At 31.2% G+C, this 16,911-nt stretch carries 12 protein-coding genes and 1 other RNA gene; 12 read left to right on the forward strand and 1 reads right to left on the reverse strand.

The annotated features are described in order from the left end of the window. Window positions 1-37 precede the first annotated feature (37 nt). From CLHOM_RS05070 to CLHOM_RS05090, 6 genes are all read left to right on the forward strand, one after another. Window positions 38-1,753 carry a methyl-accepting chemotaxis protein gene (locus CLHOM_RS05070; protein WP_052220610.1) on the forward strand — a complete coding sequence of 572 codons (1,716 nt, stop codon included), beginning with the start codon at window positions 38-40 and terminating at the stop codon, window positions 1,751-1,753. An 86-nt stretch (window positions 1,754-1,839) separates the two neighbouring features. Then, a non-coding RNA gene (ssrS, locus tag CLHOM_RS17830) (6S RNA) lies at window positions 1,840-2,029 on the forward strand. 119 nt (window positions 2,030-2,148) lie between these two features. After that, window positions 2,149-2,847, forward strand: coding sequence for a purine-nucleoside phosphorylase (deoD, locus tag CLHOM_RS05075; protein ID WP_052220611.1), 699 nt, complete (start codon window positions 2,149-2,151; stop codon window positions 2,845-2,847). Window positions 2,848-2,978: 131 nt separating this feature from the next. Then, a complete protein-coding gene (locus CLHOM_RS05080; protein WP_052220612.1) occupies window positions 2,979-3,362 on the forward strand; it encodes a hypothetical protein in 384 nt (127 codons plus the stop codon). 271 nt (window positions 3,363-3,633) lie between these two features. After that, window positions 3,634-5,586 (forward strand): DNA gyrase/topoisomerase IV subunit B, encoded by a 1,953-nt coding sequence (locus CLHOM_RS05085; protein WP_052220613.1) that lies wholly within the window; start codon window positions 3,634-3,636, stop codon window positions 5,584-5,586. Between the two features lie 23 nt (window positions 5,587-5,609). Beyond that, window positions 5,610-8,519, forward strand: coding sequence for a DNA topoisomerase IV subunit A (locus CLHOM_RS05090; RefSeq protein ID WP_052220614.1), 2,910 nt, complete (start codon window positions 5,610-5,612; stop codon window positions 8,517-8,519). Between the two features lie 51 nt (window positions 8,520-8,570). Here the strand turns inward: CLHOM_RS05090 and CLHOM_RS05095 are convergent, their stop codons facing one another. Further along, entirely contained in the window at window positions 8,571-9,761 is a 1,191-nt protein-coding gene (locus CLHOM_RS05095) for a thiolase domain-containing protein (protein ID WP_052220615.1), read from the reverse strand. Window positions 9,762-10,128: 367 nt separating this feature from the next. Between CLHOM_RS05095 and CLHOM_RS05100 the strand changes: the two genes are divergently transcribed. The 6 genes from CLHOM_RS05100 to CLHOM_RS05125 all read left to right on the forward strand — a co-directional run bounded on the left by CLHOM_RS05100 (window position 10,129) and on the right by CLHOM_RS05125 (window position 16,788). Continuing rightward, window positions 10,129-11,532 carry a sigma-54 interaction domain-containing protein gene (locus CLHOM_RS05100; protein WP_052220616.1) on the forward strand — a complete coding sequence of 468 codons (1,404 nt, stop codon included), beginning with the start codon at window positions 10,129-10,131 and terminating at the stop codon, window positions 11,530-11,532. 77 nt (window positions 11,533-11,609) lie between these two features. Next, complete coding sequence (locus CLHOM_RS05105) at window positions 11,610-12,452, forward strand: 3-hydroxybutyryl-CoA dehydrogenase (protein ID WP_052220617.1); 843 nt, start codon at window positions 11,610-11,612, stop codon at window positions 12,450-12,452. A gap of 213 nt (window positions 12,453-12,665) precedes the next feature. Next, window positions 12,666-13,514, forward strand: coding sequence for a 3-hydroxybutyryl-CoA dehydrogenase (locus CLHOM_RS05110; RefSeq protein ID WP_052220618.1), 849 nt, complete (start codon window positions 12,666-12,668; stop codon window positions 13,512-13,514). Between the two features lie 276 nt (window positions 13,515-13,790). Further along, window positions 13,791-14,933 (forward strand): acyl-CoA dehydrogenase, encoded by a 1,143-nt coding sequence (locus tag CLHOM_RS05115; protein ID WP_052220619.1) that lies wholly within the window; start codon window positions 13,791-13,793, stop codon window positions 14,931-14,933. A gap of 39 nt (window positions 14,934-14,972) precedes the next feature. Continuing rightward, on the forward strand, window positions 14,973-15,752 hold the full coding sequence (locus CLHOM_RS05120; RefSeq protein ID WP_052220620.1) for an electron transfer flavoprotein subunit beta/FixA family protein: 780 nt from the start codon (window positions 14,973-14,975) through the stop codon (window positions 15,750-15,752). Between the two features lie 28 nt (window positions 15,753-15,780). Next, the gene (locus CLHOM_RS05125; protein ID WP_052220621.1) at window positions 15,781-16,788 is read left to right on the forward strand and encodes an electron transfer flavoprotein subunit alpha/FixB family protein; all 1,008 of its coding nucleotides are present in this window, start codon (window positions 15,781-15,783) and stop codon (window positions 16,786-16,788) included. Window positions 16,789-16,911: the final 123 nt, after the last annotated feature.

Here is a 16,911-nt window from a genome sequence, read left to right on the forward strand (position 1 = left end):
GTTGTAAGTAATATGATTTTAAAGGGGGCATAAATAAATGAAGTGGTTTTTAAATATGAAAGTAAGAACTAAATTAATGATAAGCTTTTTAATTATTTCTCTTTTTATAGCTGTATCGGTAACCGTTTCCGTATATGATATGGATAAAATCAATAATGGATCAAAACAAATATATGAGAATAATCTTTTATCTTTAGATTATTTAACTTCCCTTCAAAAAAATCAGTTAGAAGTAAGATCTGAATTACTATTAATAGATTTAGAAAGTGACGTAAATAAAGTTTCTTCTAGAATTGAAACAATAAATAAAATATCAACTGAAAGTAATGAAAATATAAAAGCTTATGAAGCTCTAGGAATAAATGAAGAAGAGAAGGCTATAGTAAAGGAACTAAAAACTACCTTAGAAGAGTATAGGAATTTTAGAGAAGAAGCCTTAGATCATGCTAAAAATGGAGAGTTTAAAGATTTTGGTGAGCATATTGTAAAAGTCAATGAACTTAGAGACAAGACAGATACTGTAATAGAAAAATTAATACAGTACAATAAAGAAGAAGCAAAAAATATTAATACACTAAATCAAATAACTTATGACAACTCAAGGAAAATGTTAATATTAATTGGAGTTAGCGCATTTGTATTATCTATATTAATAGGTTTTGCAATTGGAAAAGTTATTTCGACTCAAGTAAAAAAAGGCTTAGATTTAGCACATAAACTAGGTGAAGGAGACTTAACTTTCAAACTAAACATTAATAGTAAAGATGAAGTAGGTATGCTAATTAATGAGTTAAACCAAGCTATGGATAATACCAGAGAATTAATCGGAAGCATAATTAATGAAACTCATGAAATAACTTATTCTAGTAAGGAATTAAATGAAGCTATAGAAGAAATAACAGCTAAAATGGAAAATGTAAATAAATCAACTGAGTCTATTGTTGCTGCTATTGAAGAAAGCAGTGCTTCTTCTGAAGAAATAAGTGCTTCTACTGAAGAAATTGATGCAACTACTGCTGAACTTGCCAAAAGAGCAGATGAAGGAAACATTGAGGCAGAAAATATTAAGAAAAGAGCTATTAAAATTAAAACTGAAGCAGAAGAAAATGCTAAACTTGTAGACCAGCTTTATAGAGAAAAACAAGCAAGTATAGTAAAGGCTATAGAGGAAGGGAAAGTAGTTAATGAAATAAAAACAATGGCAGATACAATAGCTGCTATTTCAGAACAAACCAATTTATTAGCACTAAATGCTGCAATAGAAGCTGCAAGAGCAGGAGAACAAGGAAAAGGATTTGCGGTTGTAGCGGAAGAAGTACGAAAACTTGCAGAACAATCTTCAAATTCAGTTTCTGTTATAAAAGATACTATTACAAATGTACAAAATGCATTTAAAAATTTATCAGAAAATACATCAGAAATTTTAAAGTTTATTGATGGAAATGTTACTAGAGATTATGTCAATATGGTTGACATTGGAGTAAAGTACGAAAATGATGCTCTTACACTAAGTAAGCTTACAGAAGATTTAGCTGCAAGTACTGAAGAAATGTCTGCTACGATGAATGGTGTGGCAGTTGCTGCCCAGAATTTGACTGCCACAGGTGAAGAAACTTCTGCTGGTTCACAGGAAATATTAAAAAACATTCATGAAACAACTATGGCTACAGCAAGAATTGCTAGAGGCTCAGAAAAACAGGCAGAAATAGCTGAACGTCTTAACAGCTTAGTTTCAAAATTTAAAGTATTATAAATAACAAAATTTTCTGAAAATGTTTTTATGATTATTATTGAAATTTTATAGGATTCTGATATAATATTCTTGAAAGAAGATATTAAATAAGTCTGAAATATTCGTAGAGCTCTTATTTTGAACCTACAGAGTTCATAAGGGAGTTCGATATTTAGTTGTGAATTGTCCTTTAAGTCCAAAAGGATTATTTGGCAAGGACAGGGAAACAGCTGTGAGAACACCCACCTATCATAGAGATAGGTGTCAAAATCGGAGTAGCGGTATTTTGGATTTTAATATTTTAATATTATAATTAAAAGAGGATAAAACCTCTTTTTTATTTTTGAAATTAATTTAAATTTACCTACCATTTATGGTAAAATACATTATTATATATAATTTTAGGAGGCACAGGAATGAGTGTACATATAGGAGCAAAAGCTGGCGAAATTGCAGAAACAGTATTATTGCCTGGAGATCCATTGAGAGCAAAATTTATTGCAGAAACTTTCCTTGAAAATGTTATATGTTACAATGAGGTTAGAGGAATGTATGGGTTTACTGGAACATATAAGGAAAAAAGAGTGTCAGTTCAAGGAACAGGAATGGGGACACCATCTATTTCAATTTATGCAAATGAACTCATAGAAAGCTATGGAGCAAAGAAACTTATTAGAGTTGGTACTTGTGGATCTATTCAAGAGAGCGTTAAAGTAAGAGATGTAATACTTGCAATGGGCTCATGTACAAATTCAGGAATAAATAAAATGCGTTTTAAAGGAATGGACTTTTCAGCAATTGCTAGTTTTGAATTATTAAATAAAGCATATAATGTTGCTAAAGAAAAAGGAATTACTGCAAAAGTTGGGAATGTTTTAACAAGTGATTTATTTTACAATGATGATCCAGATGCTTGGAAGCTTTGGGCAAAGTATGGTGTTTTAGCTATTGAAATGGAAGCTACTGCTTTATATACTTTAGGAAGCAAGTATGGAATTGATACTTTAGCAATATTAACTGTAAGTGATAATATTGTAACAGGAGAAGAAACCACTTCCGAGGAACGACAGAGTACTTTCACTTCAATGATTGAAATTGCATTAGAATTAGCTTGAGTAAAGCAGAAATTTCTGCTTTACTTTTTAATTTAGTTAAAAAATAAAAATAAATCCTAGAGGACATGTCCCCCTTTATAAATATTGTACATATAAAGGTAATATAGAAGTTTTTTATGAGGGGGATGAATATGACTAATATAGTTGTTCAATATGTCTTAGTTGTTGTTCTTATTGCTGGCTTATCTTACCTTGTATATTTAATAAAGGATAAGGGAATTAGTGTTAAAGAAGATTATTTTGGTATAACTTATATGTTATTAAAATCATTAAATGACATAGAAGCTACACCTGAAAAGGTTAAAAAAATAATAAGAGCAATTTCAGAAGAAGTACAGTTTATTGAGTTGAATTATAAAAATGAAGATAATACTTTAAAAGAAGAAAAGGCTTTAATACTAGCTAAGGAAGCTTTGGAAGCTTTAGAATTTGAAAATAACATTGATGATGAATCAATACGATATATTATTAGATTATGTGCAGCAGCAATGCCACCAACTCATGAGGAGAAATGAAATAATAAGAATTTAAGAAAAATGCGACGCATTTTTCTTAAGTAACCAGTAACCAGTGACCAGTTGCCAGTAGGATTAATAAAACTGGTTACTGGGAATTGGTTACTGGTTACTAAGAATTTTACGTCGTAAAATTCTTACACTGCGATAAAAATAAACTTGTAATAATTTGCATAAGTCGTTACAATATATATAGTTTAAATAGAACAAATGTTTCTATTGATGAAAGTCGTTGTTAAATAAAAATAACATTTGGAGGCTAACAGACAATATGGTAAATACAAAAGTTGAATCTTCTTATGATGTAACCAATCTCACATCTTTAGAAAAATTAGAACCAGTAAGAGTTAGACCAGGAATGTATATTGGTTCTACAGGTAGTAAAGGTCTTCATCATTGTATATGGGAGATATTAGATAATTCTATTGATGAAATTACAAACGGATATGGAGAAAAGGTTTCAGTTATTTTAAATAAAGATAAAAGTGTAACTATTATAGATAATGGTAGAGGAATCCCTACTGGCATTCATCCTATAAAGAAAAAATCAGGTGTAGAGATGGTATTTACTGAGCTGCATACTGGTGGAAAGTTTAATAATAGTAATTATAAGACCTCTGGTGGACTTCATGGAGTAGGGGCTGCAGTTGTAAATGCATTATCTGAATGGTTAGAGGTTGAGGTATGCCAAAATGGTCATGTTCATAAGCAAAGATTTGAATATGCAGAAGATAGAGAGCTTAATAGAAAGATGCCAGGAACACCAGTTACTGAACTTGAAACCATTGGGAACACTAAAATTACAGGAACTAAAGTAACATTTAAGCCTGACAAAGAAGTATTTAGTACTGTAGATTTTAAATTTGAGGTAATTGAGGAAAGGCTTCAGGAGTTGGCCTTTCAAAATAAAGGAATCACTTTAATATTTAAGGATGAAAGAAAAGAGCCATTTATTATTAAGGAGTATAGATCTGAAAGAGGATTGCTTGATTTTATTGAATATCTTAATGAGAGTAAAGCTGCTATACATAAAGATCCTATAATATTTGAGGGCGCAAAAGATTTAGAAGGAATGAACCTTTATTGTGAGGCTTGTATTCAATTTACTGATTCAACTACAGAATATCTAGCTAGCTATGTAAATAATATACCTACTACTGAATCAGGAACACATGAAGCTGGTTTTAAAACTGGTATGACTAGAGCCTTTAAAGAATGGAGTAAAAAATTAAATATTGTTAAAGAAAAGGACAAGGGGTTTGAAGGTGATGACTTAAGAGAAGGAATGACAGCTATTCTTAGGGTTAAAATAAGCAATCCTATTTTTGAAGGTCAAACAAAAACAAAGTTAGGTAATAATGAAGCTTATACAGTTATGAATGAACTCACCTATATAAAAATAGGTGAGTGGATTGAAGATAATAAGGAAATAGCAATAAATATTATTAATAATGCAGTTTCAGCAGCTTCTAGGCGAGAAAAAATAAAAAAAATAAATGAAGCGGAAAAAAAGAAGATTGGAAAAGGAACAGCTCCTTTAGCGGGAAAGGTAGCTATTTGTACTTTGAAAAAACCAGAATTATGTGAGTTTATTGTAGTAGAAGGAGACTCAGCAGGTGGAAGTGCAAAGCAGGCAAGAGACAGAAGATTCCAAACTATAATGCCCTCTAAAGGAAAGATAATGAATACTGAAAAACAGAAATTGGAGAATGTTATAGCTAGTGAAGAACTAAAGCTTTTTAACGCTGCAGTAGGAACTGGAGTATTGGAAAATTATAATGAAGAAGAATTAAAATATAATAAAATTATTATTTTGAGTGATGCGGATGTTGATGGATATCATATAAGAACCCTATGGATAACTTATATCTATAGATATATGAGACAACTTATCACAAATGGGCATTTATATATAGCTCTTCCACCTTTATATAAAGTATATAAAAGCGGTAAAACAGGAGAAACTGTAAGATATGCATATAGTGACGATGAATTAGTTAAAGCAAAAAAAGAAGTAGGTAAAGGAGCCTTGATACAAAGATATAAGGGCCTAGGAGAAATGAATCCTGAGCAATTATGGGATACAACTTTAAATCCGGAAACTAGAACTCTACAACAAGTTACTATAGATGATGCTGCAAAGGCTGAAAAAATGATTTCTTTATTAATGGGAGAGGTAGTAGAACCTAGAAGAAATTATATGTTTAAATATGCAGAATTTTAGAATTTAGAGAGGATTACAATATTATGAGCAAAAAAAATATAGATATACCTTTTGACAAGAATATAGTTCCAGTATCCATAGCTGAAGTAATGCCTGATAACTATCTTCCTTATGCTGTAGAGGTTGCAAAAGAAAGAGCTCTTCCTGATGTTAGGGATGGACTAAAGCCAGTTCATAGAAGAATACTATATGGTGCATATAAATTGAAAGCAATGCCTGATAAACCTTATTTTAAATCTGCAAGAATTGTTGGTGATATTTTAGGGAAATATCATCCTCACGGAGATACCTCTGTATATGAGTCTATGGTTATATTAGCTCAAAATTTTACCACAAGAAAAACATTAATAGATGGTCATGGAAACTGGGGAAGTATTGATGGAGATAATGCAGCTGCCATGAGATATACTGAAGCTAGACTTACATACATAGCCTTAGAAATGCTTAGAGATATAGATAAAGATGTAGTGGAAATGGTTAATAATTATTCTGATACAGAGTTAGAGCCGAAGGTACTTCCAGCAAGATTCCCAAATCTTTTAGTAAATGGTGCCTTTGGAATTGCGGTAGGACTTGCAACAAATATACCACCTCATAATCTTGGAGAAGTAATTGATGCGGCTATTGGATTTATAGAAAATAAAGATATAACCGTAAAAGAATTAATGAATTATATAAAGGGACCAGATTTGCCTACAGGGGGAATCATTATTGGAGAACAAGCAATCCTATCAGCATATGAAAATGGAGAAGGCAGAGTTACCTTAAGAGCTAAAACAAGTATAGAAAAATTAGATAATGATAGATATGGTATTATTATTACTGAGTTTCCTTATAGAAGAAACAAGGCTAAAACGCTTCAAGCAATCTCTGAAATGACTGCTGATAAAAAACATTCTAAAGCCTTAGAATGTATTACGGATATAAGAGATGAATCTGATAGAAATGGTATAAGGGCGGTAATTGAGTTCAAAAAATCTACTGATAAAGATACTATGGACAGAGTTCTAAAATATTTATTTAAGAGAACAGATCTTCAAGTAAATATAAACTTTAATATGGTAGCAATTGCTGATGGCAAGCCAAGAACCTTAAACTTATTGGAAATAATAAACTACTATGTTAAACATCAAAAGGATGTAACTACGAGAAAAACTAAAAAAGAGTTGGAAATTGCTAGAAAGCGATTTCATATAGTAGAAGGCTTTATTAAAGCAATAGATATAATGGATGATATATTAAAAACTATCAGAGCTTCAAAATCTAAGAAAGATTCAGAAGAAAATTTAATAAATAAATTTCAATTTACACAAGCTCAAGCGGAAGCTATTGTAGAGCTTATGTTATATAAGTTAACTGGACTCGAAATTAAAGTATTTCAAAAGGAATATGCTGAACTTGAAAGGCAAATCAAAATGCTAAATAAAATTTTAGAAAGTGAAAAAGAACTTTTAAAAGTAATCAAGAAAGATTTGACTGAAGTTAAAGAAAAGTATAATGATTGTAGAAAAACTGAGATCATAGCTAATGATGAGATGGCAAAGATAGAAAATGAAGAATTAATATTAGAGGAAGACATTATAATTACAATGTCTAATGAAGGATATATTAAAAGAATTTCTGAGAAGGCTTATAAAAGAATTAATGGAGATATTAATGAAATAGAGTATAGAGAAGGAGATTTTAATAAATATTTCTTAAGCGGAAACACAAAAGACAATTTATTCATTTTTACAAACAAAGGCAATATGTATCAAATTAGATGTTCCCAAATTCCTGAAATGAAATGGAAGGAAAAAGGAGAGAGGATAGATACCTTAGTTAAAAGTTTGTCACTTGAAGACGAAAAAATAATTTCTACAATTATTATAGAAGAATTAAAGGAAGATGGAATTTTAACATTTTTCACAAATAAGGGTATGATAAAGAAGACTAGCCTTTTAAAGTATGAAACTAATTACACTAAAATAGTTGCATTAAAACTAAAAAATGATGAAGAACTGATTAAGGTAACATTGGAGAACACAAATAATGTCAATAATAATATTAAAGTAGTGACAAGAAACGGATTGGAAGTATATCTTAGATTACCTGAAGTGGAAATTACCGATAGAAATATATGGGGAATGCAGATACTGAATATCTGTAGTGAAGATAAAATAATACAAATAGATTATATTGAAGAGTTAGAGACTAAAACTTTTATAGCAAATATAGATAATAAAGGAAATGTAAAAATATCAAGTTTAAAAATTCTTAAAAATACATTTGGCTGCACAACAGATTCTTTAAGTAAAATCCTAATTTTTACGGATACGGGAAAGGCAATTTTATTATTAGCTAATATGATAGAGAATTTAGATAAAGAAGGAATATGTTTAGATAAAGTAGTTGATGGTTTTGATAAAGAAAAAGATAGGGTAATTAATGTTATTTCTATAAAAGGTTTTGATGAGGATTATAGTCTTTATTTCTTTAGCAGTTTTGGGTATGTAAAGAAAACAGCATTAAATGAATTTTTAGCTGATTTTACATGTACTAAGGCTTATAAATTCAAGAGTGAGAATGATAAGCTTATTAATGTACAATTAATAAATAATAGTGTTCAAAAGGATATTTTATTAATAACACAATTTGCCATGAGTATAAGATTTGAAGATAAAGCAGTAAGCTTTATGGGCAAGATAGCATCGGGAGTAACTGGAATAAGCTTAAAAGAAGGAGATAAAGTAATTTTTGCACAACTAATTTCTAAAGTTAAAGATGATGAAGTAGCTTTTCATGGAGAAGATACAAATGAGTTGTGCATTAGGACCAAAAATAATTATAGTCTTAATATTCCAATTACAGAAATAAAACTTCAAAATAGAGCTGGAAGAGGAAAAAAGATAGGACTACTAGATATAGATGACTATATAATAGAAATAAAATAAGAAAAACTGGGCAAATGCTTGTCCAGTTTTTCTTATTTAAAATATAGGAGATTATTTAACTCTTCTTAATATAGAAATAACGTTAGTTCCGCCACTTCCACCAACATTTACAGTAACAGCATTTTGAGCACCCTCTACTTGAGCACCAATAGCTTCTCCCATAAGTTGTTTTGCTGCTAATACATGCATTGATACTCCAGTAGCTCCTACTGGATGTCCTTTTGCTTTAAGTCCTCCAGATGTATTAACTGGAAGTCTTCCCCCAAGGAATACAGAGCCATCAAGTACTGCTTCTCTTCCTTTTCCTGGTTCAGTTAAACCTAAAGCTTCATATATTACTAATTCATTTATTGTAAAGCAATCATGAACCTCAGCAAGATTTATGTCAGCTAAAGTTAAACCAGTTTCATCTAAGCATTTATTGAAAGCGCGTCTTATTGCTTCATGTTCCCAATTGTGTCTTTTCCCTTCAACTATTGATATATGGTCACACATCATGCTAATTGCAGATATTTCAACAACTTTATCTTTTAATTCTTTAGCTCTTTCTGTAGTAGTAAGTACAACTGCAGCTCCTCCGTCTGAAACTAAAGAACAATCTGATAATTTTAATGGATAAGCGACCATAGGATTTTTATCTGAAACATGTAGAGCGTACTCCATGTTACTTCCATTTTGCATTTGAGCTAGAGGGTTTTGCATAGCATTGGTATGAGCTTTTACAGAAATACGAGCAAGAGTATCAGCTAATTCTTCTTCACTTATTCCGAAGTGTGCCATATAGCCTTTGCCAAGCTCAGCATATAGTCCTGGGAAAGTATATCCATGTTCTCCTTCTAAAGGCATATAAGATGCTTTTGCAAGAGTAGCAGTAACACCCTTTCCATTTAAAGAAGTCATTTTTTCTGCTCCAACAACTAGTACATTTTTATATCTTCCAGATTCTATACCTTTAATAGCTTCATATACAGCAACTGAACCTGATGCACAAGCTCCTTCAACTCTAACACAAGGTTTGAATCTTAGTCCTGGGTCAATTTCTACCATAAATGGGCCTAAATGTGATTGGTTATTAAAATCCATAGAACCGTAGTTAGCGAAAAATACTGCATCTATATCTTCACCAGTAAGTCCTGAATCAGCTAAAGCTCCTCTTCCTGCTTCTAATATTAAATCATAAATAGTTTTGTCTTCTAATCTACCGAATTTTGAATGTGATGTTCCTATTATTGATACTGACATTTTGATATCCTCCTCAAAATAAAATATATGTTCGACTAATACTTTAGCAATATGTATGCCAATAGACATCGAATAGCTATTTTTTTAAAAGAAATTATATTTATTTAAATAAAATCAAATAATGATTATAATAAAATTATGTATTATATTGAAAAATAGAAAAAATAATTATGTAAGTTTTATTAAAAAATATAATGAAGTTTAAAAATATTTAAAAGCATGTCCTAAAACGCGACAAATGTACCTTTATAGGACAATAATAGGATTATTTAGCTTTATATAAATTTTACTTATACTAAGGAATGTAATATATTAATAAATAGATAATTTATAATACAAAAAAATGATAAAAAGGGTGAAAGAGTTAATGAATTACTTAAAATCAAAAGCTTTTCTAGAATTTTGCTACAAAATATTTGATAAATTACCTGTTCCAATTGATATAGTAGATGAAAATGGAATCATTATATATCTTAACGAAATTTTTGCTGATTTTTTTCAAATGCCTCAGAATGAGATAATTGGTAAGGATATTTTAGAAGTGCATCCTTATTCTATATTTAGAGAAGTATTAAAAACTAAGCAGGCCAAAATAGCAGCAAAGCATAAATTTAAAAATAAAGCAGATGAAGCGATAGTGCATATAATACCCCTACTAGATGATGATGGAGAAGTTCTTGGTGGAATTGGCATGGTGTTATTTGAAGATGTAGATAAAATGGAAAACACAATGCTAAAATTTAAGACCTTAGATAAAGAGATAAAACTACTTAAAAACGAAATAGCAAAGATGAATAGAGCGAAGTATAACCTTGACAGCATTGTTGGAATTTCAGAGGAAATAAATGAATGTAAAGATAAGATAAGAAAAGTAGTAAAAGTAAATTCAAATATATTATTAGTTGGAGAGAGTGGAGTTGGAAAGGAGCTTTTTGCTCACTCAATACATAATGAAAGTGATAGACGGGATATGCCCTTCGTAGTACTAAATTGTTCTGCAATTCCAGAAAATCTAATAGAATCTGAATTATTTGGATACGAAGAAGGATCATTTACGGGAGCTAAGAAAGGGGGAAACATAGGTAAGTTTGAATTAGCGAACGGAGGAACAATATTTTTAGATGAAATTGGTGAAATGCCAATATATCTTCAGGCTAAGTTGTTAAGAGTGTTGCAAGAGAAGGAGGTTCATAGAATTGGAGGTAAAAAGCCAATAAAACTAGATGTGAGAGTAATTAGTGCTACAAATAGAGATTTAAAGCAGATGATTAGAGAGGGGAAATTTAGAGAAGACCTCTATTATAGGTTAAATGTAATATCTATTGAGATACCTCCTTTAAGAAAGAGAATAAAAGATATTCCTTTATTAATTAAGAATTTTGTTGATGATTTCCACAGAGAAACAGGCCTTTATAGAAAAATAGGTAATGAAGTTATGGATGTTTTTATTGGGTATAATTGGCCAGGTAATATAAGAGAATTAAAAAATATTATTGAAAAAATTTGTGTTATTGCAGATGATGTTAATGTCTCAATAAAGGACATACCCAAATATATAGTAAATAGTTCTCTTAAAAAGAAATGGGAAAATCAAAATACAGGACTAAATAATATAATGAAGTCTATTGAAAAAGAAATAATACTAAATACTTTGAAACAGTGCAAAGGTAATAAGAGAAAGACAGCCATGGTTCTAGAAATACCAAGATCAAAACTTTATAGAAAATTAGATGAGTATAACATAGAAGAAGGAAATGATGCAGATGATTAAATAGTTATTGCTAATTTGGTACGCAAATTGCTTTTATTGTATTAAGTAATATTATATTAAATTGGAGGTAACTTAATATGAAAAAAGTATGCGTTCTTGGTGCAGGGACAATGGGAGCAGGTATTGCTCAAGCTTTTGCTGTAAAAGGTTATGAAGTGTTGGTAAGAGACATCAAAGATGAGTTTGTTGAAAAAGGACTTAATGGAATTAAAAAGAACCTTTCAAAGTTAGCTGAAAAAGGTAAGATGGAAGAAGCTAAAAAAGAAGAAATACTTTCAAGATTATCAGGAACAGTTGACCTAAATGCGGCAGCTGATTGCGATTTAATTGTTGAAGCAGCAGTAGAAAACATGGCAATAAAGAAACAAATATTTGCTGAATTAGATAAAATATGCAAACCAGAAACAATTCTTGCTTCAAATACATCTTCTTTATCAATAACAGAAGTTGCATCAGCAACAAATAGACCTGATAAAGTTATAGGAATGCACTTTTTCAATCCTGCAACTGTTATGAAGCTTGTTGAAATTATAAAAGGAATGGCAACATCACAAGAAACTTTTGATGCTGTAAAAGAAATTTCAATATCTATAGGAAAGGACCCTGTAGAAGTTGCAGAAGCACCTGGGTTTGTTGTAAACAAAATATTAGTTCCTATGATTAATGAAGCAGTTGGAATACTTGCAGAGGGAGTAGCTTCTGCAGCAGATATAGATAAAGCTATGATGCTTGGAGCAAATCATCCAATGGGACCACTAACATTAGCAGATCTTATAGGACTTGATATTTGTCTTGCAGTTATGAATGTTCTATATACTGAGACTGGAGATTCTAAATACAGAGCTCATACATTACTTAAAAAATATGTTAGAGCAGGCTGGCTTGGAAGAAAATCTGGAAAAGGATTTTACAACTATTAAAAAGCATATATATCTTTATTAAACATATAAACTACTTTTTACGTACCCCATTATGCATTTAGTATCCAATAAATACTAAACGTATAATGGGGTACTATGCTTTTGAAAAAATACTATAACACAAAAAAGTATGTACTTGATATATGTAAAGTGATGGAATAAAATCAATTTTGTAAAGGGTATCATATTAAACAAATAGGAGGTATACAGGCAATGAAAAAAGTATGCGTACTTGGTGCTGGAACAATGGGAGCTGGAATTGCTCAAGCTTTCGCTGTAAAAGGCTATGAAGTATTAGTAAGAGACATCAAAGACGAGTTTGTTGAGAAAGGTCTTAATGGAATTAAAAAAAACCTTTCAAAATTAGTTGAAAAAGGTAAGATGGAAGAAGCTAAAAAAGAAGAAATACTTTCTAAACTATCAGGAACAGTTGACCTAAATGCGGCAGCTGATTGCGATTTGATAGTTGAAGCAGCAGTAGAAAATATGCAAATCAAAAAACAAATATTCGCTGAATTGGATAAAATATGCAAACCAGAAACAATTCTTGCTTCAAATACATCTTCTTTATCAATAACAGAAGTTGCATCAGCAACTAATAGACCAGATAAAGTTATAGGAATGCACTTCTTTAACCCAGCTCCTGTTATGAAACTAGTTGAAATCATAAGAGGAATGGCAACATCACAAGAAACTTATGATGCTGTAAAAGAAATGTCATTAGCTATAGGAAAGGATCCAGTAGAAGTTGCAGAAGCACCAGGATTTGTTGTAAATAAAATATTAATCCCAATGATAAATGAAGCAGTTGGAATACTAGCAGAAGGAGTAGCTTCAGCTGTAGATATAGATAAAGCTATGATGCTTGGAGCAAATCATCCAATGGGACCTTTAGCATTAGGAGATCTTATAGGTCTTGACGTATGTCTTGCTATTATGGATGTATTATATAAAGAAACTGGAGATTCTAAATACAGAGCTCATACATTACTTAGAAAATACGTTAGAGCTGGTTGGTTAGGAAGAAAATCAGGTATTGGATTCCACAATTACGCAAAATAATAATTGTTAGACATAATATTTTAATGCAGTAGTAGCTTTTGGTAGAAATATCAAAAGCTTTTTCTTAAAAAATAACTGCACACAATGGTTTCTTATAAATATTAAGTATAAAAAAAGACACTATATCCTTAAAAAAATACTATAATACAAAAAAGTATGTACTTGATATAAGTGCAGTAATTGATTAAAATTTAACATGTAAGGGTTGGCATCAAGTTTTGCTAAGTAAAAATTTAACAAACTCTTTATTATATAAAATCATAGGAGGTAAATATCATGGATTTTAATTTATCAAGAGAACACCAATTTATAATTCAAATGGTAAGAGAATTTGCTGAAAACGAACTTAAGCCTAATGCAGCAGAGTATGATGAAAAGGGTATATTCCCATTAGAGGCTTATAAAAAATTAGGTAAACATGGAATTATCGGTCTTCCATTCCCTAAAGAATACGGCGGATCAGGTGGAGACTATTTATCTTACATTCTTGCTGTAGAAGAAATTTCTAAAGTTTGCGGTGCAACAGGTATTTCTTATTCAGTAAATACTTCCTTATGTGCAGGAGCTATTTATCAAAATGCTACTGAAGAACAAAAGAAAAAATACCTTCCTGATATAGCTTCCGGTAGAAAGCTTGGATCTTTTGGATTAACTGAACCAAACGCTGGTACAGATGCTGCTGCTGGACAAACAGTTGCTGTTAAGGACGGAGATAAATACATATTAAATGGTCAGAAAATTTTCATAACTAACAGCCCAATTGCAGAAACATTTGTTATATTTGCATCTACTGATAGAAGTAAAGGACCTAAAGGAATGTCTGCATTTATCGTAGAAAAAGCATTCCCAGGAATATCAATTGGTAAAGTTGAAAACAAAATGGGTATAAGATCTGCGCAAGTTGGTGAAGTTGTACTTGAAGATTGTATTGTTCCAGCTGAAAACCTTTTAGGTTTAGTTGAAGGAAAAGGATTCTCTGTTGGAATGAAGACACTTGATGGTGGAAGAATCGGAGTTGCTGCTCAAGCTTTAGGTATTGCTGAAGGAGCATTTGAAGAAGCTAAGAAATATATGAAAGAAAGAAAACAATTTGGAAAAGCACTTTGGAAGAACCAAGGATTAGCTTGGAGAATGGCAGAAATGGATTTAAGAATTGAACAAGCTAGATACTTAGTTTACAAAGCAGCTATGGATAAAAATAATGGAAAACCTTATGGAGTATCAGCAGCAAGAGCTAAATGGGCAGCATCAGATGCAGCTATGTATGTTACAACAGAAGCAGTTCAATTATTTGGTGGATACGGCTTCATGAAGGATTACCCAGTAGAAAGAATGATGAGAGATGCTAAGATAACTCAAATCTACGAAGGAACTAATGAAGTTCAAAGAATGGTTATTTCAGGAGACATATTTAAATAGACAATATTTAAATAGTTAATTAAGAAGGAGGAATAAACAATGAAGATAGTTGTTTGCTTAAAACAAGTTCCAGATACAAACCAAGTTAAAATAGATCCAGTAACAGGAACACTTATAAGAGAAGGAGTTCCATCAATAATAAACCCAGAAGATAAAAATGCTTTAGAAGAAGCATTAAGATTAAAAGATGAAAACGGAGCTCATGTAACAGTTATAACAATGGGACCTCCACAAGCAGAATCTGCATTAAGAGAAGCAATGGCTATGGGAGCAGATGATGCTATACTAGTAACTGACAGAGCTTTCGCTGGAGCAGATACATTAGCAACTTCAAGTGCACTTGCAGGAGCATTAAGAAAGTTAGAGTATGACATAATATTTGCAGGAAGACAAGCAATCGACGGAGATACAGCTCAAGTTGGACCAGAAATTGCTGAACACTTAAGTCTTCCACAAGTAACTTATGTGCAAAAAGTAGAAGTAGCTGGAGATGCATTAAAAGTAACTAAAGCATTAGAAGATGGATACGAAGTAGTAGAAATCAAAATGCCATGCTTACTTACAGCGATAAAAGAATTAAATGCTCCAAGATACATGGATGCTGCTAACATATTTGAAATCTTTAGTAAAGAAGTTAAAGTATGGAGTGCTGACGATATAGAAGTTGACAAAGCATCATTAGGATTAAAAGGATCTCCAACAAAAGTTAAGAGATCATGGCCAAAAGAAAGCAAAGGTAAAGGCGAAGTAGTTAACATGTCAGCTAAAGAAGCAGCAGCATTTGCAGCAGCAAAATTAAAAGAAAAGCACTATATTTAGTATATAAGTAGAAGTGGAGGGATTATCAATGAATATAGCAGATTTCAAAGGTGTTTGGGTATTTGCCGAACAAAGAGATGGAGAGCTACAAAAAGTAGCATTAGAATTAGTAGGAAAAGGTAGAGAAATAGCTGATAAATTAGAAACAGAATTAGTAGCTATATTATTAGGAAATAAAGTAGATAGCTTAGCTAATGAATTATTAGCTTATGGTGCAGACAAAGTAATATATGCAGAAGATGAAAAATTAGCACACTTCACAACAGATGCTTACACAAAAGTAATTTGTGATTTAGTAAATGCAAAGAAACCAGAAGTAATGTTAATAGGAGCATCATTCCTAGGAAGAGATTTAGGACCAAGAGTAGCAGGAAGATTATCTACAGGATTAACTGCTGACTGTACTGGCCTTGATATTGAAGAAGGAACAAATCACTTAATGATGACAAGACCAGCATTTGGTGGAAACTTAATGGCAACAATTATGTGTACTGAAAATAGACCACAAATGGCAACAGTAAGACCAGGAGTTTTTGATAAATTAGCTAAAGATGAAGCTAAAGTAGATGCAGCTAAAATTGAAAAAGTTGCAGTAACTCTTGGAGCAGATGACTTAAGAGTAAAAGTATTAGATGTTGTTAAAATTGCAAAACATGTTGCTGATATCGGAGAAGCTGAAATATTAGTATCTGGAGGAAGAGGAGTAGGAAGCAAAGAAAACTTTGCATTACTACAAGAACTTGCTGATTTACTAGGTGGAACAGTATCTGGATCAAGAGCAGCAATAGAAAATGGCTGGATAGACCATGCATTACAAGTAGGACAAACAGGAAAGACTGTAAGACCAAAACTATATTTTGCTGTAGGAATTTCTGGAGCTATCCAACATTTAGCTGGAATGCAAGACAGTGATTACATAATCGCTATCAACAAAGATGCTGATTGCTCAATGATGAAAATAGCTGACTTAGGATTAGTTGGAGACTTTAGTAAAGTTATTCCAGAATTAATAGCACAAATTAAAAGCTATAAATAATTAATGTTCTTATTGGCTGTTAAGCTAGCGAATTAACAGCCAATAAGAAAACTTTAATAAAAATTGATTGAACATTCAAAATATTAAATAAAGTTTTTCTGTAGAAGATCAATTAAAAGGTTT

Source organism: Clostridium homopropionicum DSM 5847, assembly GCF_001263795.1.
Lineage (GTDB): Bacteria > Bacillota > Clostridia > Clostridiales > Clostridiaceae > Clostridium_H > Clostridium_H homopropionicum.